Annotated in this window: 19 protein-coding genes; 15 read left to right on the top strand and 4 right to left on the bottom strand. The window is 61.7% G+C overall.

The window, feature by feature from the left end:
* Positions 1-35: 35 nt before the first annotated feature.
* From ACP26L_RS21135 to ACP26L_RS21070, 14 genes are read left to right on the top strand one after another with little or no spacing between them, the layout of a single operon-like run.
* Positions 36-2,465, top strand: a complete 2,430-nt coding sequence (locus tag ACP26L_RS21135) for a hypothetical protein (protein ID WP_426446105.1) — start codon at positions 36-38, stop codon at positions 2,463-2,465.
* Positions 2,466-2,467: 2 nt separating this feature from the next.
* On the top strand, positions 2,468-2,728 hold the full coding sequence (locus tag ACP26L_RS21130; protein ID WP_426446104.1) for an acyl carrier protein: 261 nt from the start codon (positions 2,468-2,470) through the stop codon (positions 2,726-2,728).
* A 2-nt stretch (positions 2,729-2,730) separates the two neighbouring features.
* Positions 2,731-4,071 (top strand): hypothetical protein, encoded by a 1,341-nt coding sequence (locus tag ACP26L_RS21125; protein ID WP_426446102.1) that lies wholly within the window; start codon positions 2,731-2,733, stop codon positions 4,069-4,071.
* Between the two features lie 12 nt (positions 4,072-4,083).
* Positions 4,084-5,214 carry a UDP-glucuronosyltransferase gene (locus ACP26L_RS21120; protein WP_426446101.1) on the top strand — a complete coding sequence of 377 codons (1,131 nt, stop codon included), beginning with the start codon at positions 4,084-4,086 and terminating at the stop codon, positions 5,212-5,214.
* A gap of 6 nt (positions 5,215-5,220) precedes the next feature.
* Positions 5,221-6,396 (top strand): radical SAM protein, encoded by a 1,176-nt coding sequence (locus ACP26L_RS21115; protein ID WP_426446099.1) that lies wholly within the window; start codon positions 5,221-5,223, stop codon positions 6,394-6,396.
* Between the two features lie 30 nt (positions 6,397-6,426).
* Positions 6,427-7,446, top strand: coding sequence for a Gfo/Idh/MocA family protein (locus ACP26L_RS21110; protein WP_426446097.1), 1,020 nt, complete (start codon positions 6,427-6,429; stop codon positions 7,444-7,446).
* Between the two features lie 15 nt (positions 7,447-7,461).
* Entirely contained in the window at positions 7,462-8,445 is a 984-nt protein-coding gene (locus ACP26L_RS21105; protein ID WP_426446096.1) for an ABC transporter ATP-binding protein, read from the top strand.
* Positions 8,442-9,248 carry an ABC transporter permease gene (locus tag ACP26L_RS21100; protein WP_426446094.1) on the top strand — a complete coding sequence of 269 codons (807 nt, stop codon included), beginning with the start codon at positions 8,442-8,444 and terminating at the stop codon, positions 9,246-9,248. The genes ACP26L_RS21105 and ACP26L_RS21100 overlap by 4 nt, the downstream gene beginning before the upstream one ends.
* 2 nt (positions 9,249-9,250) lie before the next feature.
* Positions 9,251-10,063, top strand: coding sequence for an ABC transporter permease (locus ACP26L_RS21095; protein ID WP_426446092.1), 813 nt, complete (start codon positions 9,251-9,253; stop codon positions 10,061-10,063).
* Positions 10,064-10,082: 19 nt separating this feature from the next.
* Complete coding sequence (rfbF, locus tag ACP26L_RS21090) at positions 10,083-10,904, top strand: glucose-1-phosphate cytidylyltransferase (RefSeq protein ID WP_426446091.1); 822 nt, start codon at positions 10,083-10,085, stop codon at positions 10,902-10,904.
* Positions 10,895-12,163, top strand: a complete 1,269-nt coding sequence (locus tag ACP26L_RS21085; protein ID WP_426446090.1) for a type III PLP-dependent enzyme — start codon at positions 10,895-10,897, stop codon at positions 12,161-12,163. Before rfbF ends, ACP26L_RS21085 begins: the two co-directional genes overlap by 10 nt.
* On the top strand, positions 12,129-13,523 hold the full coding sequence (locus ACP26L_RS21080) for a peptide ligase PGM1-related protein (RefSeq protein ID WP_426446088.1): 1,395 nt from the start codon (positions 12,129-12,131) through the stop codon (positions 13,521-13,523). The genes ACP26L_RS21085 and ACP26L_RS21080 overlap by 35 nt, the downstream gene beginning before the upstream one ends.
* 2 nt (positions 13,524-13,525) lie before the next feature.
* Positions 13,526-13,780, top strand: coding sequence for an acyl carrier protein (locus ACP26L_RS21075; protein ID WP_426446086.1), 255 nt, complete (start codon positions 13,526-13,528; stop codon positions 13,778-13,780).
* Positions 13,781-13,795: 15 nt separating this feature from the next.
* Positions 13,796-14,971 carry a hypothetical protein gene (locus ACP26L_RS21070; protein ID WP_426446085.1) on the top strand — a complete coding sequence of 392 codons (1,176 nt, stop codon included), beginning with the start codon at positions 13,796-13,798 and terminating at the stop codon, positions 14,969-14,971.
* A 71-nt stretch (positions 14,972-15,042) separates the two neighbouring features.
* Here ACP26L_RS21070 and rfbG read toward each other — a convergent pair whose 3' ends face one another.
* Positions 15,043-16,140 carry a CDP-glucose 4,6-dehydratase gene (gene rfbG, locus ACP26L_RS21065; protein ID WP_426446083.1) on the bottom strand — a complete coding sequence of 366 codons (1,098 nt, stop codon included), beginning with the start codon at positions 16,138-16,140 and terminating at the stop codon, positions 15,043-15,045.
* A 232-nt stretch (positions 16,141-16,372) separates the two neighbouring features.
* On the opposite strand from rfbG, the gene ACP26L_RS21060 reads away from it, so the two are divergent.
* Positions 16,373-17,629 (top strand): hypothetical protein, encoded by a 1,257-nt coding sequence (locus tag ACP26L_RS21060; protein WP_426446081.1) that lies wholly within the window; start codon positions 16,373-16,375, stop codon positions 17,627-17,629.
* A gap of 41 nt (positions 17,630-17,670) precedes the next feature.
* Here the strand turns inward: ACP26L_RS21060 and ACP26L_RS21055 are convergent, their stop codons facing one another.
* Genes ACP26L_RS21055 through ACP26L_RS21045 form a run of 3 tightly spaced genes read right to left on the bottom strand, consistent with a single transcriptional unit; the run spans position 17,671 to position 20,157 of the window.
* The gene (locus ACP26L_RS21055) at positions 17,671-17,829 is read right to left on the bottom strand and encodes a hypothetical protein (protein WP_426446079.1); all 159 of its coding nucleotides are present in this window, start codon (positions 17,827-17,829) and stop codon (positions 17,671-17,673) included.
* Between the two features lie 2 nt (positions 17,830-17,831).
* Entirely contained in the window at positions 17,832-19,070 is a 1,239-nt protein-coding gene (locus tag ACP26L_RS21050; protein WP_426446077.1) for a Ger(x)C family spore germination protein, read from the bottom strand.
* The gene (locus ACP26L_RS21045; RefSeq protein ID WP_426446075.1) at positions 19,057-20,157 is read right to left on the bottom strand and encodes a GerAB/ArcD/ProY family transporter; all 1,101 of its coding nucleotides are present in this window, start codon (positions 20,155-20,157) and stop codon (positions 19,057-19,059) included. The genes ACP26L_RS21050 and ACP26L_RS21045 overlap by 14 nt, the downstream gene beginning before the upstream one ends.
* Between the last annotated feature and the right edge of the window lies 1 nt (position 20,158).

Genomic DNA, 20,158 nt, shown 5'->3' with positions numbered 1-20,158 from the left:
GGAGCTGGCCATTAGAGGAAGAGAGACCGGATGCCATGAGTCTGACGGGACCCGGCGGGCGGGTGCTTCCCTGCCGGGAGCTCGAACGCGTCGATCCGCGGAGCCGGGAGCTCGATCTGACCGATTACCGCTTGGACGGGGGAGAATCGTTATTCCTTGCCGCCAAGCTGTACTGTGACCGCCAGAGAAATCTGCTGCTGCGGACCTTCGAGATCAAAGGGCGGATCTGGGTCGACGGCGAGCTCGTCTATTGTGACTCCGGACCCTGCCTGATACCTATGCAAGCAGGTATGCATGAACTGTTGATCGAGTTCACTGAGCTGCGGGCAGACCGCTCGCTGCGGATCAGCGATCCGGAGGAGGAAGCGGCCCGGAACCCTCATCCGCTGTACGAGGAATACTTGAACCGGTATGTCCGCAGGCGGGCAGCGTTGATTCACGATTTCAGGACGCTGGCCGAGGGGCCGGAGCATACGGTATGCCTGCTGGCGGCGGACCGTACGGAGGTAGATGACGGACAACCGGCGGCGGTGAGCGTACGCAATGACCAAGGACAGGTGATCGCTTCCTTGGAGCTGCCCTTTCACCGGGAAATCACCATCGATCTGGAGGGACTTCGTCCCCTGACGCGCTCTCTGCTGCGCTTCGAGATCCGGTTCGCGGATACCCGGGGCCAGATACACACCTTAAACGCGCCCTTGATCGTCCATTCCCTGGATGCCCTGATTGTACCGGCGAGACGCGAATGGGAGCAGCTTCAGACGGAGCGGGAGATCCCGGAGGACGACCGGGCCGCTATCGAGGGAATCCTGCTGGAGCTGGACGGGATCCGGCAGGAGGAACGCGGGGCGCTCAAAGACGAGAAGCCCCGCATCGCCTGGGAGTATGCGGATTATCTGCCGGCCTGCCTGGCGGCGGTGAAGGAAGGGTGCCCCATCCGCGAGGCTGTGTACACCCGCAGGCTAATGGACGATTATTTCGTCTCCGAGCTCGACGGGGCTCTCGTCCGCTGCACGCTGCTGCTTCCGCCCGGGTATTCGGAGGGGGCTTCCTTCCCTCTGATCGTTCTTCTGCCGGTGGGGCACGAGGAGTTGTCCCTCCCCGACTTCCGGGACTATTTCCTCAGCGGAGAGGAGACCGGTGCCGTTCTGGTCACGTTCTCGTGCCGGGGCGTCACGATGGGCGGCTGTATCGGCGAGGCGGCTTTCCTGGAGGGCCTTGCCTACCTCTGCAGCCGCTACCGGATTGATCCCGGGAGCATCACTCTGACCGGCTATTCCAACGGGGCCTCTACCGCCTGGGCGCTGGCTGAGGCGTACCCCGACCGGTTCGCTGCGATTTCCGTTACTGCAGGCGTCCCTTACCAGACGAACCTGGTGAACCTGCAGCATCTGCCCATTCTCAACCTGTGCGGGGATGAGGATTACCTGATGGAAGAAGCGTACAGCCTTCCAGCCGCCGCACTGCCTGCGCAACATTCCGGTGTGCTCGAGACCGGCTCGAATCACTGGGACACGAAGGGCTTTCACTTCCTTCCGTACACTCTGAACTGGCTTCTTCAGCACCGGAAGCGGGAGGACCCGCCGGCAGTCCGCTACCGTACCGCCATCGGAAGACACCGGCGCAGCTTCTGGCTCGAGGTGACCTCCTATGAGTCGGATGCGGCGGCGGAGCTCACCGGGGAGCGCAACGCCCTGGGGACGTACGTGATCCGTACGGAAGGTGCCGGCGGCTTCAAGCTGCACCTGTTACCGGCCGACGGCAGGCCGGTGCAGGCTGCCGTTGACGAACAGCTGATTCGCGTGTCACCGGGGTCCGAAGGCGAGCTGCAGTTCAGGAAGGGGGCGGATGGGGCATGGCGGCAGGTCAGCGCGGCGGACATCCTCCAGGCGGATCTCCCCACGCATGGGATGGGGATTCTCGGGATCTACACCACAGGAGTGGATGTGCTGGTCCCCGGCGAATGGGGATTCGAAGAGGAGGAAGGGGCTGTCCGCAGCACATTGGACGTACTGGCGCGTCCCCGGACGGCGACCTGGGATCCGGTGGTGTACGTCAATTATCCGCAGATGACCTTGGGACCGGGATTCCCAAGGGAACGGCTATCACAGCGCAGCTGGATCTGGGCCGGCTGCGGCAGCGCTGGGCTGGATTGGCTGCGGGCGGAAATTCCGGACGGACTGCGGGCCGAGCTTGGGGACGAGGGGATTGGCATCGGCGGGCGCTATTACCCGGGACCATACTGCGTGCTGTTCATTCAGCCGAACCCGTTCAACCCGGCCAAGCAGGCGCTGATCGCGTACGCCTCCTCCCCCGAGTTGTTCCACAAGCATCTGTTCACCCGCAAGCTGCTGCTTCCCGGATACGGCAGCGGGCCCCATCCTTACCTCAGCAAGGAGGTGATCCTCTACTCGGGCGGAAGACTGCAAGCCATGAATATGAATCACGAAAACAAGGAGCGATGATCATGGAACAACGCATTATTGAACTGATCGGCGAGCTGAAAAAAGACCCCGCGCTTGCGGAACGGCTGACGCCGGAATCAAGCATTCTGAAGGATTCGGGCATGGAGTCGCTGCTCATCACCCATTTTATACTGAGGGTGGAGGACGAATTCGGGGTGGAAATCGACTTTGACACGTTCGACCTGTCTCACTTGGATTCGATTGCCTCCTTCTGCGGGTACATCCGGCAGCATCTCCCCGAGACGGCCGAGAGCGGGAGATAATGATGCGGCCGGAGAGAGCAACAGACCTGCCCCGCGTTCACTGCGGTTCCTTCGAGGCCGAGCAGTTCTGGCGGCCGGACGGACTGGTCAAGCTGCCGGGACTCCCGGACCCCGCCGGCTGGCGGATGGTCTCGGCGATGGATGAGCTGCTCTTCGCCTTCTGCCGGGAGGGGGACACGCTGCTCACGCGCAGTCCGATGAATGCGGCCCACCTGCAGTATTTGGCCGAGCTCGGCTTCGCCTTCCGCCATAACCGGCTTCCCTTGGACGAAAGCGGGGCGAACCCTCACTTAAGCGTACCGGAGCTTCTGGCCGGAACCGGACGCAGCACCCTCGCCGAGTGCATGCCGGGCGAAGGCATCCTGGAGCCCTTCGCAGTCATTCCCGGTACGGAGGAGGCGGCACGAGCCCTCGGTCTGAGTTGCCCTATGCCGCCGATGGAGACCATCACCCGCGTGAATACGAAGATGTATTCGGCGGAGATGAGAGAGCGGCTGGGCCTCCGGAACCCGGCGGTCACGGTCCGCAGCTCCGGGGAGCTTGCGGCCGCCGGCCGCGCTCTGCTCGCGGAAGGCCCCTTCCTCATCAAGGACAATTTCGGGGTGTCCGGACAGGGCAACCTGCTCATCGACTCGGAAGGGGTGCTGGATCGCATCACCGCCCATACGGCCGGGCAGGAGAAGAAAGGGAGGCGCACCGAGTACGTGCTGGAGACGCTGCTGCCGAAGGCGTACGATTTCTCGTGCCAGTTTCATGTGGGCGAGGATGGTTCGGTCCGGATCCTGTCCGTCCAGCGGCTGGCGAACAGCGAATTCGCTTACGAGGAGTCCTATACGCCGGAGCCGCACTTCCTGCAGGAGCTCGAAGAGCAGGGATATTTCGGGCTGATGGAATCGATCGGCCGGGAGCTGCACCGGGACGGCTATTTCGGCCACGTCTGCATCGACTCGATGGGTCTGGTGGACGGGGAGCTGGCGCCGCTTGTCGAGATCAATGCGCGCAAGTCGATGAGCCTCATCAAGCATGGACTGGACCGGTTCCTGCAGGAGGCCGGCCTGCAGGGCAACCTGCGCTCCTGTACGCTGCCTTCCCTGCCGCCGGGGCTGGCCTTCGAAGACCTGCTGGCGGCGCTAGACCGGGAAGGGGTGCTGTACCGTCCCGGCCGGGATGGAGGCGTGCTTCCGCTGACGGCGAATACGCTGACGGTGAACCGTTCTGCGGACCACCCGTTCAAGGGACGGCTGTACATCTGCTCAGCCGGGCGGGACAGGGAGCACGGCCGCGGCTTTACGGAGCGGCTGTTCCGGCTGCTCGAAACGCAGTCGCTCGAATTCACTCGGTAAGGGGGGACGTCTATGCAGTGGACCATTCTCGGCTCAGGCTTCGGGCTCGGATTTTATATCCCGTCGCTGCTCTTGTGCCGGCAGCTGGAAGCACGCGGACATGCCGCGGAAGCGGTGGTGTTCGAAAGTTACTTGAAGAGGGAGAAGCAGGAGAAGATTGCCGAGAGCCGCAGGGAGTATCATGCGAACTTCGCGGTGGCGCTGGTAGCCCAGCGGCTGCCCGCGGATGTGAGGCCCTCCATCGATTGGGAGGCGGCGGAGGCCCTGTTCTCCCGGTGGGAGAAGGAGGACCGCAGACGGTTCGTCGTGCTCTCCGGCCACTGGATCTATCTCCTCGACCGATACCGTGAGCGGATGGGGGAGAAGCCGGTCGAGGCGGAGCTGCTCTACGTGGACGCGGGAGTATCCCCGTCGTGGAAAAGCGTACGCAAGTACATCCCCGATTACGCTTCCCGCTATAGGGAGGTCAGCATGTATGATGCGGCATCCCGAGAGGTTCTCCTCCGCCTCCCCGTGACCGGGGAGCCTCCGGTTCCTTATGCGGAGAGAGAGGACCGCCTGGTACTCCACGGCGGCGGATGGGGCATGGGCACCTACCTCGAGAAACGGACGGAACTGGAAGGAAAGGGCTTCGCGCTCGATATCATCGCGGGGGCTATGGAGGAAGCGCAGCCGCATGGCAGACACCGCTTCTGGATGAATGATCCGGGCTGGGAGGCGTGGCGGACGGAAGGGGAGCCTCCCCGGCATACGTTTCCGAGATTCGGCGAAGTCCGGCCCGGGGAGCGGCCCGTCTTCACCTCACCCGGCCGCCGGCACGGACTGTATGAACGGGTCCGCGGGTCCAAGGCGATTGTCTCGAAGCCCGGCGGAGCGACGCTCATCGATTCTCTAGCCTCGGCGACACCCGTCGTTTTCCTGGATCCTTTCGGACCGCACGAGGCGAAGAATGCCGAGCTGTGGATTGCGAACGGATTCGGCATTTCATATGAAGCATGGAAAGAAGCGGATTTCAGTCTCTCCCTGCTGGAGAGGCTGCATGTAACGCTGCTGGCCCGGGCAGGCACGATCCGCAGCTATGTCGACCAGCTGTGCATGAACGATACCAGCGATAAGCACGATATCCCAATTGAGGTGAGGTGAGCGGCTATGCAGCCGAACAGCAGTGTGACGCTCGATAAGGAGTCCTTCGAGCTCATGAAGCGCACGATGAAGAAGATGGCGGTGCCTTTTCGCGAGAGAACCAGGAACCCGCTGTACAAGACCCCGGTCCCCGAATCGATCGGCATCAAGCTGACGAACCGGTGCAACCTGCGCTGCGCCCACTGCTTCCAGTGGAACGAGGACGGTTATCACCAGAATATGGACAAGGAAGAACAGAACAAGGACATCGACATCGAGGTGATCGAGCGGATTCTCGCCGAGACCCACGAGACGAAGTCTCGGCTCTATCTCTGGGGCGGGGAGCCGATGATCCACCGGCAGTTCGATCGTATACTCGAGCTGCTCGCCGATGACCCACGAGAGACCACGATCTGCACGAACGGCCTGCTTATGGACCGGTATATGGACGGCATCCTGAAGATCTCCCCGCATCTGGAGCTGCTGGTGGCTGTGGAAGGGCTCGAAGCCGAGCATGACTTCATCCGGGGCAAGGGCACCTTCCACAAGACGATGAGGCAGATCGAACGGCTCGTGGAGCTGCGGGAGCAGGGAATCTACAAGGGAAGAATCTCCGTTCACTCCATGATCAGCGACAGCATGATCCCGAAGCTCTATGAGCTGCTGGAGTATTTTGAGAGCCTGAAGCTCGATCTCGTGATCCTCTGCTTCCCGTGGTACATCTCCAAGGAAACGTCGCTCGAGATGGACGGCTACTTCGCCGAAAAATTCAGCTGGCTGCGGAAGCTGGAAGAGCAGCATATCGCCTCCTGGCATGCGTTCAAGTACCAGATGAGTGCGGAGCGGGTCCATGAGCTGGTCGGGGAGCTGACGCGGATCAATGAGCGGGTATGGAATATCCGGGTCCGCTACCAGCCGGGGCTCGATTATGACGAGATTCAGCAGTTCATCCGCGGGGAAGCGATGACCTCCCGGTGCGCCACGACCTGTCTTGCTCTCTCCACCAGGGTGGATGTGGGTCCGACAGGGGATGTGACCGCCTGCAAGTTCTTCAGCGAATTCACCGTGGGCAATCTCAAGGAGCGGAGTCTGATGGACATCTGGGAGTCCCAGGACTACGAACGCATCCGCGAGATCATCAATGTGGAAGGCCTGACCCCGGCCTGCTCGAAGTGCAGCGTGCTGTACCTGCATGGGATTTGAGATGGCCGGATTCAGGAGGAGGGCCGCCTGATGAGAAAAAGACAACAGATCGGCGTGATCGGAGCGGCGTCTATTCTGCCCCGGGTGCTGCTTGAGCCGGTCAGGGACATCGGACATCTTCGTGTGCTCGGGATCGCCTCCCGTACACGGAGCAGGGCGCAGCGGGTGGCGGACGAATACGGCATTCCGCTCGTGTTCGACAGCTACGAGGAGCTGCTGGCCTGCCGGGAAATCGACTGGGTCTATATCCTGCTGAGCAATCACCTGCACGCGGAGTGGACGATCAAGGCGGCAGAAGCGGGCAAGCATGTGCTGGTCGAGAAGCCGCTGTGCCTGCACTCGGCCGAGGTGCGTGCGATACAAGAAGCGGCGCAGCGGCATGGGGTGCACGTGCTCGAAGGCCTGATGGTGCAGCACCACCCGTGGCAGGCAGCCGTCAAGGATCTGATCGACGGAGGGTCCTACGGCCGGCTTCTGGAGATCGGGACGCGGATCTCGTATCTGCCCCGGGCGGGCTTCGAGACGAGCTACCGCAGCTTTCCGGAGCTGGGCGGCGGGGCCTTCCAGGACCTCGGCTGCTATTGGCTGCAGTTCCTGCAGGCCGCCGTCGGACTGGATGCCGAATCGTACGCCGGGCGCTCCTCTTTCGCCGGACCGAACGGCTGCGACTGGACCTTCGAGGCGGAGCTGGGCTATCCCGGCGGGCTGAAGGCCTCGACCGTCATTTCCTTCGAAAAGCCGTACAAGGCGAGCCACACCCTGATCTTCGAAGAAGCCGCCGTGTCCGCAGACGATTTCTTCCGGCCCAATCTGGGCTACCGGATGGGACTGAAAATTACCGAGCGGAGCACAGGAGAGACATTGAAGCGGTTCTGGGAGGAACAGAGCTATTACGCCGGCCAGCTGATCTACTTCAGCGATGTGGTGGAGGGACTGCGGGAGCCGGCGAATCTTGAGGCGACCGCAGCCCGGATCGCGGCCGGGGAACGGATCTACCGAAGTGCGGCGGCGGGAGCGGGTATCCCCCCGATCCACGCGGCCAGAGGTTAACTGGGAGTGGTGAAGATGTCAGGCATCATCGTCGAAGGACTCGCGAAGTCTTTTCAATATTATAAGAAAGAAGTGGGGCTCGCCAGCTCCCTGCGCAACCTGTTCCGCAGAGAAATGCTGACCAAGGAAGCGGTCAAAGGCATCTCCTTCGAGATCCCGGAAGGCGAGATCGTCGGCTTCCTCGGCCCGAACGGGGCAGGCAAGACGACGACCCTGAAGATGCTCACGGGCATCCTGTACCCGACCTCGGGCAGCGCTTCGATCCTTGGGCATGTGCCGTGGGAGCGGAGGAAGGCGTTCAAGAAGCAGTTCGCCATCGTCATGGGCCAAAAAAGCCAGCTGTGGTGGGATCTGCCGGCCAATGAATCGCTTCATCTCAATAAGCACATTTATGAGGTAGAGGAGGGGCAGTTCCGCCGCACGGTAGACGAGCTGGCCGAGCTGCTTGACGTGAAGGAGCTGCTGGGCGTGCAGGTGAGGCGCCTGTCGCTCGGAGAGCGGATGAAGCTGGAGCTCATCGCTTCGCTGCTGCATCAGCCCCGGGTGCTGTTCCTGGACGAACCGACCATCGGTCTGGATATCCTGTCCCAGCGCCGCATCCGCGAGTTTCTCAAATATTACAACCAGCAGCAGCGCACGACCATCGTCCTCACGAGCCACTATATGAATGATATCGAGGACCTCTGCAAGCGCACGATCATCGTGAACAGCGGACGAATCGTCTATGACGGCAGCCTGGCCGCAGTCAACCGCCAGCTCGGGCAGAAGAAGCTGATGAAGATCAAGCTGGGAGAGCCGGTGGATCCCCGGCGGCTGGAGCGATTCGGCCGTGTGCGGGAGTGCAGCGGGATGGAGGCAGTGCTTGAGGTCGACAAGAGCGCCCTCAAGGAACGCTCGAAGGAAGTGCTGGAGCATCTGCCTGTGCTGGACTTTACGGTTGAGGAGATCTCGATCGAGGAGGGCATCGCCCTGCTGTATGCCAAGGAGGCCGCCTCATGAGCGGAGCAGGGGGCAAATATGCCAAGACCTTCGTGATGGGGCTGCAGAATGCGCTGGAATACAGGGCGAACTTCACCCTCAGCCTGCTCAGCAGCATCTTCCCGATCGCCGTCCAGGTGTTCCTGTGGCTCGCGGTCTTCCAAAGCGCGGACCGGTCTTCGGTGTTCGGCTACACCCGAGGCGAGCTCATCGCTTATTCGATTCTTGCCGCCCTGTTCGGCAAGCTGGCCGCTGCCGGGTTCGAGCATGAGATCGCGGGCGACATCAAGGACGGGAGGCTGAGCAAGTTCGTCGTGCAGCCCATCCACTACTTCCTGTTCCGCCTCTGCTCGTTCCTCGGCGAGAAGGCAATGCACTATCTCGTCATTGCCGTGCTGACGGCCGGCGTCGTCTTCGCGCTGCGGGGCGATATTCAGCCGGAGCCCATGCGGATTCTGGTGTGCCTGGCCGCGCTGAGCCTGTCGGTGGCCATCAACTTTCTCATCTTCTTCTCGCTGAGCATGACCGCCTTCTGGATCCAGGAGGTGTGGGGTATCTATCTGGCCTTCAGCCTGCTCGCGAATATCGCGGGAGGGGGCCTGTTCCCGCTCGATATGTTCAGCGATTCGGTGCAAGCGGTGCTGAGCCTGCTGCCGTTCAAGTATATCGTCTACTTCCCTGCACAGCTTCTGCTAGGTAAGGTTCCTCCAGGAGACCTGTTCGCGAGCATCTCGGTGCAGGGGCTCTGGATCCTCGTGCTGACCCTGGTGTCCATGGGGCTGTGGCGCACGGGCCTCCGCAAATACGAGTCGGTGGGAGGGTAGTTATGGGCGCGGTATGGAGGGAATGTCTCAGATACGCACGGATCTATGGGTTATTCGTCAAGAACAGCGTGATCTCGATGATGGAATACCGGGTGAATTTTGTCTTCGGCATCCTGATCGAGCTTGCTTACTTGTGCATCAAACTGTCTTATATCTATGTGATCTACCGGATCGGGGTGGACATCCGCGGCTTTTCGCCGGACCAGATCCTGCTCTTCACCGGCGTATACACCGTGATGGCCGGTCTGTACTCCACCTTCTTCTACGGCAACTTCATCCAGCTGCCGGAGCATATCCGCACCGGCTCGCTCGATATCATGATGACCCGGCCGGTGTCCCTGCAGTTCATGGCCACGCTGCGCAGCATCGATATCGGCTATTCGATCCCGAATCTGATCGGCGGCCTGCTCATGATCGTGTACGGCTGGCGGCAGAGCGGCATTCCGGTGACGGCCGCCCACGTGACCGGCTTCACCGGCTTCATCCTCATTGGTGTGATGCTGACCTATGCGATCTTTCTCCTGCCCCAGCTGCTGTCCTTCTGGACGGTCAAGACGGGCGGGATCAACGAGGTGTCGAACGCGCTGTTCGACTTCAACCAGATGCCGATGGCGATCTATCCTGCCGCGATCCAGCGGGCAGGCACGTTCCTGCTGCCGGTCTTTCTGATCAGCAACCTGTCGCCGCTCTATCTCCTCGGCCGGATGACTCCCGTCTACTGGGTGTGGGGCTGTGCGGCTCCGCTGCTGTTCCTGCTGATGACCCGGCTCGTTTGGCGGATCGCGATCCGGGGTTATACCAGCGCGAGCTCCTAAGAGAAAGGAAGATGATTTGATGCTCCCAGTGGTACTGCTGGCCGGCGGCTTCGGCACCCGGCTCAGCGAGGAGACGGCCTTGAAGCCCAAGCCGCTCGTGGAGATCGGCGGCCGTCCGATTCTCTGTCATATCATGGAACATTACAGCCGGTACGGTATGAAGGAATTTTATGTGGCGCTCGGGTACAAAGGGGACTGCATCAAGCAGTACTTCCTGAATTATCCCTACCTGCAGAGCGACGTTACCGTTCGGCTCGGCGAGGGACAAGTCCAGGTGACGGAGTCCCGGGGCAGCGATTGGACCGTGCATCTGCGGGATACCGGTCTGCATACGACAACTGGAGGAAGGCTGTACCGGCTGCGCGACCAGCTCCGCGGGGATACGTTCCTAATGACCTACGGCGACGGGGTCAGCTCCGTGAACCTCCGGGCTCTGCTTGATTATCACTATGCACAGGGGAAGCTGGCCACGGTGACGGCCGTCCGGCCGCGGGGGAGATTCGGGACCCTGACGTTCGAGGGGGAACGGGTGACCGGCTTCAAGGAGAAGGAGCCGGCCGAAGAGAGCTGGATCAACGGAGGCTTCTTCGTGTTCGAGCCTGGCGTCCTGGATTACCTGGAGGACGACCGCACCGAGCTGGAGGGCGAGGTGCTCGGCAGACTGGCCCGGGACGGCCAGCTCGCCGCCTTCAAGCATCGGGGCTTCTGGGAATGTATGGATACCCTGCGGGATAAAAGGTACCTCGAGGAGCTGTGGGACAGCGGCTCCCCGCCGTGGATCGTGGAGGAAGGGGCTGCGGCTGCTGTGGCGGCAGGCAGGGAGGCGGCGCGATGGAGCTGACAGTCGACAGCCTCTTGGATGACGTCCGTCTGGCCGCTCTCGCGGAGAAGTTCGGAACGCCAATGTACGTCTATGACGGTGCCGTGATCCAGCGGCAGCTGGAGACCCTCCGCAGCCTGTTTCCGGCCGAGGCGGGAGTGGAGGTGTATTACTCGATGAAATGCAACCCGCTCCTCGGCATCGCCCAACTGCTCCGGAGGGAAGGCTGCCGGGTGGAGGTGGCTTCGGCCGGCGAGCTGGCGGCCGTTCTGGAGGCGGGGTATCCGCCCGCGGAGATCATTTTCACAAGTCCCGGGAAGACCGTGGAGGAACTGGAGTGGGCTGTGGATCTCGGCATCCGCTCCATCAATGCGGAGAGTGCCGAGGAAATCCGCCGGATCAACCGCATCGCGGCAGCCAAGGGACGCGTGGCGGATATAGCCATCCGCGTCAACCCGAACCTCGAGCAGAAGACGGCGGGCATCCGGATGAGCGGCGTCTCCTCCCAGTTCGGGATCGACGAGGAGGAGCTGCCCGGGGTGCTGGCCGAGCTGACCCGCCTGCAGAGCGTCCGGCTCATCGGGTTCCACGTCTACTTCGGAACCCAGATTCTGTCGGCGGACGCGCTGCTGGCCCAGCTTGAGGATACGTTCGAGCTGGCGCTGCGGCATGCGGAGAGCTCCGGGACCCCGCTGCAGTTCCTGGATCTCGGCGGAGGATGGGGCGTGCCGTACTTTGCCCATGAAGCGGCGCTTGAACTGGAACGGCTGCGCGAAGGCATCGCGGCGCTGTGGCTGCGGTATGCCGGCAGGCTCCGGGGCACGAGGATCGCGGTGGAGAGCGGGCGGTTCCTGCTTGCGGAAGCGGGCGTGTTCCTCACGAAGGTGCTGTACCGCAAAGCGAGCAAGGGCAGCACCTATCTGGTGTGCGACGGCGGCTCGAACCAGCATGCCTCGTCGGCGTTCCTCGGCCGGTATATCCGGCACAACTTCCCTATGCGGGTGCTGGGCCGCAGCGGCCCCTCCGAGCCGGTAACCGTAACGGGACCGCTCTGTACGGCGACGGATGTGCTGGGGCAGAAGGTGGAGCTGCCGGCCGCAGCTGAAGGAGACGTAATCTGTGTGGACAAATCGGGCGCTTACGGCCTGACGCACAGCCCGGTCCTGTTCCTGAGCCATGCGCTGCCGGCCGAGGTGCTGCTTCTCGAGGGCCGCGAGTATGTGCTGAGAGAAAGGGGGCGGGCGTATGACGTTATCCGAGGACAGCTGCCGCTGGATTGATACGGCCTCCGCAGGGTGCTGGTCCTTTGTCGAGGCGATGACGACGGGCCGGCGGCGGGATATCCTAGTGTGGCTCTGCAACATCGGAGCGGAGCAGGTCTGGCACCCGGCAACCGGCGGCATCACGGACCGGGAGGAGGACCGTGCGGTCCACCGGATGGAGGAGATGAACCTGCTGCTGTGCCGCCGGCAGGATGTGCTCCTTCTCCGCGAGGTGCCTGACAAGGAGTTCCTAAGGGACCTCGAGGCGCTCGGTTTCGAGATTCCGCGCATCCTGTGTCCAGCAGGGGCGGGGGCGGATCCTTACACCCCGATTGCCGAGCTGGTCCTGAAGGATGCGGAGCTGCTCCGGCAGCTGGAGGCACTGGCCGGGCCGCAGGTGTATTTCCTCCCGTATGCCGTGACGGAGCGGGAAGAGGAGATTGCGGCGAGGACGGGACTGCGGCTGATCGGTCCTTCCTCCCGGGCGGCAGCGGCCATTAACGACAAGGCGGCGAACCGGGCCATGGCGCAGATGCTCGGTCTGCCCGTCTGCCGGGGGACGATCTGCCGCTCGGCGGAGGAGCTGCTGGAGGCTTATGAGCAGCTCTACGTGCCGGGAGCCAGCTTCATTGTCAAGGATCCGTATTCGGCTTCGGGCAGGGGACTGCATCTGGTGGAGAGCCCGGAGCGGATGAAGGGGCTCGTGAAGCGGCTGATGCGGTTTGGCCGCAGGTCGCCCGAGACGGGCTGGATTCTCGAAGAATGGATCGAGAAGAGCGGGGATTACAACTACCAGCTGTTCATCCGTGAGGACGGGGAGATTGAAGTGTTCTCGCTGAAGGGCCAGCTGCTGGAGGGGACCGTCTACCGGGGGTCTCATCTCGAGGCGGACCGGGGGCCTGATCTCCCTGCTCCCTTCCGGGAATACGGGCAGCGCATCGGCAAAGCGCTGTACACGCTTGGCTACCAAGGGATGGCGGGGGTGGATGCGATCCGGGCGGCGGATGGGACGCTGATCCCGCTGATCGAGGTCAACGGACGATTCACCCTCTCGACGTACCTGAGCTTCGTAACGGAAGTGCTTGCTCCTGCAGCCGCGTTCGTATCCCGGTATTTCCGTCTTGTGACCCGGACACCTCTGACGTATTCGTCTCTGAAAACGCGTCTTGAGGCGGAGGGACTGGTCTATCGGGCGGACAGCGGGGAAGGGGTACTGGTCTACACGTCCGGCACGCTTCCCCAAGCGGCGGAAGGCGGGAGCGGCCGCTGCGTAGGGCGGGTTTTCGTTCTGATCGCCGCAGCGTCAAGGGAGCGGCTGTCCGGGCTGGAATCCGGACTCGAATCATTGCTGAACCATATACAACAGGAAGGGGAATGACGATGACCACGGCACAACTTACCGAGCTGCAGCAGTTAGCCGGCGCCGCGTTGGGTCTGCCCGCAGAGGTGCAGATGGTTCTTAAGCCCGAGACAGACCTGCGCAGCCATAATCTCAGCTCCATTACAGCCATCGAGCTGATCATCGCGCTGGAGGAGCGCTACGGCATTACGGTTCCCGAAGAGGAGCTGCTTATCGAAAATGTGTGCACACTGGCCCGGCTGGAGATCCTGGTGAACCGCTATGTGTCGGACTGAAGGGCGGGCGGGAACATGAGGACCCTAACGACGCCGATGCCGGAGGTACAGGCGGGAACCCACTGCCTCTTCGCCAGCCTGCGCAGTATCTACGAAGCCTTGGGCGAATCGGTAACCGAGACGGAGCTGTACTTTCGCTGCGGGGGGATGCTTGTCGAGCACAGCAGCGCACAGCCTTACCGGATCGGGCGCTCCGGCGAGGCGATGATGGAGGAGCTGGCGAAGCATGCTGGCAGGCCGCTCACCTATACCTTCAAGCCGGATGAGCTGCAGGAAGGCCGGCTTCTGCCGGCGCTGGAGCAGGCTCTCCTGCGGGGAGAGCCGGTGCTTCTCTTCGTGCACAGCGGATGCCTGGATCGCTGCCACGAAGTGTACCGGGAGAATCCGAGCCGGCCGCATGTCATCTGCCTGAACGGGCTGGACCGTACGGCGGGCAGCGCCTATATCATCGACTCGTTCCTGCTCGACATGTCCGGTCAGGCGCTGACCTATCAGGGACCGGTCCCGCTCCGCCGGCTGCTGGGCGGGATTTATGGGGCCGGCTTTGTCGGGAAGTCCCCGTACGCAGGGCGAAGCGGGGCGGTCTCCCCGGGAGCCGGCAGGGGGAGGATTGCGGCTGCGGGTGACGACTCCGCCCGCACAGCCGCAGGTGCCCTGGGCGCCGCTGCCCGCAGATCTGCCGATCAGGAGGAGGGCCTGAGGCTGGCGGCATCACGGATCAGGGAATACCTGGAATCGCCGGCGCACGCAACGGTACCGGCACAGGCACCGGACGAAGCCCTCGGGTATTCGGGCGAAGCGGCTTATCTGCGCTTCTTCGAAGCGCTGCAGGAAACTGCCGAGCTGCCCGACCCGGCATTCGCCGAAACGTGCAGGGAAGTGTACTACGGCCTGCGGATCGGAGGCGTCATGCATATGCTCCTCTACCTGCAGGAGCTCGTGAGCGAGCATCCTGAAGCGTTCCCGGAGACGGGGAAGGAGTGGATTCGAGAATTGGAGGAAGAGCAGCTGTGCTGGCGGAAGTATCTCCTGCAGCTGTATAAGATCGGCCTCAAGCTGCAGAAGGAGCAGTGGAAGCCCCTGCTGGAGAGGGGAGAAGAGCGGATGCTTCGGCTCTCCGGCATGCTGCGGACCCTAGCCGCGGAGCTGGATACCGCCCTGCACCGCGCAGCAAAAAACCGTCAGGACTAAGCTCCCGGCGGTTTTTTGCTTTGCTGCGGCTCCGCTTTCTCTCCGGCTGCCCGCCGATCGAAGCAGCTCCTCTAGCTCATGGAGACGGACTGGACTCCCTCATAAGCTTCCATCTGCCGCAGGCACAGCTCATACGGATCTTCGCCTCCGCGGTAAGCCTTCACCCAGTCCAGTACGGCGCCGACCGCTTCCTCGGCGGTCCACCGCGGCCGCAGGCCCAGGCGGCTCCAGGCCTTGGAGCAGTCGAGGCGCAGCAGATGATGCTCATGGAGCGAGAGGTCCTCCTCCACGCGGTAGACCGCGCCTTCGCCCCACTGCCGGCACACCTGCCGCACGATCGATTCCACGGTCTGCGCGTCTTCCTCCCGGGGGCCGAAGTTCCAGGCCTCGGCGTATGCAGCACCGCCGCAGAAGAGCAGTTCAGCCAGCCGGAGGTAGCCGGCCAGCGGCTCCAGTACATGCTGCCACGGCCGCGTGGCGCCGGGGCGGCGGATGGCGATCTCCTCGCCCCTCTCCAATGCACGGAAGCAGTCGGGGAGCAGACGGTCTGCCGCCCAGTCCCCGCCGCCAATGACGTTGCCCGCCCGGGCGGTGGCGATGGCGACGCCGTGCTCCGCATAGCGCGCGGGCGGGAAGTAGGAGCTTCGGTAGGCGGCCGTGACGAGCTCCGCACAGGCTTTGCTGCTCGAGTAAGGATCGAACCCGCCTAGCGGCTCGTCCTCCCGGTAGCCCCACAGCCATTCCCGGTTCTCGTAGACCTTGTCGGTCGTAACCATAATGGCGGAGCCGACAGTGTGCCCGGCGGCATGCAGGGAGCGGACCGCCTCGAGCACATTCACGGTGCCCATCACATTGATGGCGTAGGTGTCCTCGGGCCGTCGGTACGATTCCCGGACGAGAGGCTGGGCAGCCAGATGCAGCACAACATCGGGAGCCGTCTCTGCCATAGACCGGCGCACCTGTTCCACGTCGCGGATCTCTCCGATATGGCTGTTGATCCGCCCGGCCATCCCGCTCAGCCGGTACAGGCTCGGCTCCGTCGGCGGCTCCAGCGAAAAGCCTGTCACGTTCGCGCCCATGGCGTGCAGCCAGATGCTGAGCCATGTCCCCTTAAAGCCGGTATGGCCTGTAATCCATACCTTCCGGCCCTTCCAGAATGCCTTGTTCATCGCACTCGCCCTCCATACCCCGCAGAATACATGCATGGACCTATTTTACTCATAGCGGAGTGGGCGGGTAAGGCTCCGGATTTCGGATCGGGTGCCTGTTTTTCAGGCTTCGGTTTCTCATGCTGCGTCCGCCCAGCCCTGCCCCATCGGATTCGGCCGGCCTCCTACGCATAAAACATCCTTTATTTGGGATAGTAACATTGGCTGCAAGATCAACTTGAGGAGGCAATTCATGTCCAAACACACCAAGTGGATTGTCAGGCGGGCTGCGGTCCTGACCGTCCTGTTATGCTCCGCCGCGGGGACTGGGGCGGGGAACGCCATGGCCCCGGCCGCTGACCCGGCCGCCTTCGTCGACCCGACGGCCGAGCTGCCGAAGCCCGGCGAGCTCGAGCTGAGCTCCAGGGTTTACGTGGCCCCTTTCGCAAGGCTGACAGCGGGAGCCGGGCACCGGATCCGGATCGGCGACCGGGCCAATGTGCAGGATAATGCGGTGCTGGATGCCCGGCATGGGGATATCGTGCTCGGAGAACGGGCGATCGTTGCCCATGGCGCACAGATCCGGTCGGCGCAGCCGGCGCACATCGCAGCGGAGTCGCAGCGTCCGGAGTACAGCAATCCGGGCATTGGAGAGTTCGAGAGCTTCATGGCCGCACATCCCGGGCAGCTCAGCTGGGGCGCGGTCCCCGCTTTCATTGGCTTCAACGCTGTGGTGGACGGCGCCGTAATTACGGACGGAAGCATGGTGATGCATCTGGCCAAAGTCAGCCCGGGCATCACGCTGAAGAGCGGGCTGAAGGTGAAGGAGGGCAAATGGCTCCGGACGCAGGAAGAAGCCGATGATCCGGCTCTCGGCAAGGTGGAATACATCCAGACCGGAGATATCGAATTCATGATCGATGTGGTTGAAGTGAACAAGGAACTCGCGGCAGGCTATTCGCAGCTGGCAAGGGAGAATGCAAGTTTCGTCCGCGGAATCAATTATAATCCGGGCAAAATCCCGGGCAATGAGCATAGAACCCTGCCGGCCGTTGGCGGGGTCCGGACACAGCAGCCGGACACCGGCACCTACCGCTACCGGATCATCGGCAATGTGCAGATCGCCGATCTGACCGGCATCCGCGACGGGGTCTCCCTGCGCGCTGACGAAGGGCCGCTAATCCGGATCGGGGCTCAAGCCCGGTTCTTAGGCTCCAATACATTCCATGCGCTGAAGTCGACCCACATCTCCGCAGGGAACCGGGTGGTGCTTGAACCTGGAGCTCTTGTCCATGGAGGCAAGGACAAGCAGCTTAAGGGGGAGACCTGGACCGAGATCGGTGACGGCTCAGTGATCGGCGCAGGCTCCGTCGTCTTCCGGTCAAGGCTCGGCAAGGGCGTGCGTGTGGGTGCGGGCAGCCTGGTGATGGACTCGGTGATTCCGGACGGAGCGGTCATTCCGGACGGCGAAATCTGGATCGGAGGCAGGCGGAAATACAGCGCGGAATAACCCTCGCCGTACTCCGCCTGACCGACAGCGGCCCGTTCCATCTAACGGAAGCTTTCATAAAGCGACAGCGGCAGGAAGCAGCCGGACAGCACTAGAAGTGCCAGTCCGGCTGTTTTATTGCTGCCTTTCCATAGCTGTCTGGCGTAAGCGAACGTGTAGTAAGTCATATAGGCGGATACGCCGATCAAGATGAGGTTCATATTCATTTCACTCCCTGGTGCTGGTTCATGACGGGCGGGTCGATCTGCTTGCCGAAGCTTTCGATTTTGAGTTCCACGTTAACGCTAACCTTCGCTTTTGGGAACTGAGAAGGCCAATCGAAGTCTTCATACTGTTTTAGCGTCCAGAATTGACTCCGGGCGCTGAGATGCCACAAGAAGGGTTCCCCCTTGTACGTTTGCTGCGCCTTCGTCACGAATTTCATGATCCGCTCCTGCAGCTGCTCCTGCAGCGAGGCTTTTAGCTGCTCCTGCTTGCCGGCATCCGAAGCGTAATTGACGAAGCTGGGTGTAGAGAGGATCTGTACCCGCAGGGGGAGCTTCACCGATACCTCCACCGGATCGGTCCGCACATTGAGCTTCACCTTGGTTGTTCCATTCTTGATAAACCGGGCGGTGATCTGGTAATCGTTATTCAGCGGATCCTGATAGGTCGAGATGAATGAATGGGTCAGTGATTTGCGTCGTAAAAACAGAGAATAACGCGACTCCTCTCCGGTAATGGTGCCAATCATTTTGCCTGCTTTGAATACGGCCGAGCCTATAATCTGCACGGGGTCGCCGCCCTTCTGCGGGACCTGTCCGGCGAGGTAGTCATCCTCCACCCTGGAATACTTGCCGGACTGCTTCTCTGTCGTAGCGTAGATGGCCAGGAAGAGCGTATCGTTGGAGAGCCGCTGGAAATACCGGTTCAAGGTGGAGTAGGGAACAAATCCGGTATCGCGCCACCGCTCCTGCATGAACGCATAATACTTATGCGGACGGGTCTCCAGCTTCGGTTTGTTGTTCTTGACGAAGTCGAAGGCTCTCTCCTTCGATACGAGGAGATTGATCTCGCGGCGCATCTCCGGGTCACGTACGGAAGCGCCCATCACATGATGGTATAGATCTCCCTTGGCAAGGTCTTGATTGACGACGACGGTCCGCAGGTGGGCAAAGGAAATCTTCCGGGTAATGACGCTGTTGGCCAGCTCCTTGGCCGACAAGATATCCGGTGCGGTGAAGCTGACGATATCGCTCGGCGGTTCGTTCGGAGCAGATCCCTTATCACTGGATCCCACCTGCGGGTTGGCGATCTGGAATGTAACGGTAACCATATTCTTGGGGGCCTTATCGAGACCGAGCACGACGACGAACGCCTGCTCCTCCAGTTCGTTCTTATCCCAGCAGCCGGACAGCAGCAGAAACAGGGGAAGCAGCCACAGCAGCTTAAGCATGTTCATTGCTTGACCTCCTTCTCAGACGGTCCAAGGCCCACAGCAGGAACGGCAGACAGAGGTAGAAGAGCGAGCTGCCATGAAGAACAAGGTCCCGGTATTGGCTTACCCGCGGATTGTTCTCGGGCAGCAGTCCGAGGAGAAGAACCAATACTGCCAAGGGCAGGATCAACGGTTCGAATTCGTCCATCCGGAAGGTGCGGGCAAAGATAAAGGCTAGCATGTACAAATAGACGGAGATGTGGATGACCGCGGCGATAAGCCAGAACGCCAGGAAGATCGATTCCACGTGCGTAATGAATTGTCCGATAGTGGCTGTTCTTGTCAGCTGCTGGAATGGATAAGCCATATTTTTGGCGGCCGGATAATCGAAGACCGCAATGTACACGGCGGTCATCACGACGATTTTGATCGAAGAAAAAATAAAGCAGAGAAAGGAAGCCCTTCGAAATTCAGAGGCCGTGCGCACGAAGGGGACGAAGGCGGCCATGAGAACCATCTCCCCGAAGATCGCCGTATAGAAGGGGCTTTGTCTAATCAGGTGATCCCATCCGGGCCCGGCCGCGGGTGCCAAGTGCAGCCAGTCAATATCCTGCCAGACGAAGAAGACCAGCAGAGCCAGGAAAACTTCAATATAAGGAATGATGATCCAGGCCGTCCGTCCGATCGCTTCGAAGCCGCGCTTGCTGATATAATAAGCGGCCAGCAGGAACATGGCGTACAAGGCGTTGGGGGGCGTCTTCTGGTAGACCATCGTGTTTACGATATCAGCATAGCTTCGGGAGCTGAAGACCGTTGTTAGGAGCATGGCGGCAGCCAGCAGCAGTCCGATCCCAAAACCGGCGTACGTGCCGGCAAGCTCTGTGATCAGCTCCATCAGGCCTTTTCCTTCGTTCCTCCGAAGAACGGATGTCAGTACGACGAATGCCGTGAGCATAAGAACGAAAGAAAAGAGGGCGAGCAGCCACCCGGCATTTTGGCCTTGATCCATCAGCAGGGTAGGGGTGGTGTCTGCCAGCTTCATACCGACGGTGATCAGAATGAGGGATCCGTACTCCCGTGTTCCGATTTTTCCATTGGATCGTTTGATCATA

The organism is Paenibacillus sp. S-38 (assembly GCF_049942825.1).
GTDB lineage: Bacteria > Bacillota > Bacilli > Paenibacillales > NBRC-103111 > Paenibacillus_G.
This window is presented reverse-complemented; position numbering and strand designations above follow the sequence as displayed.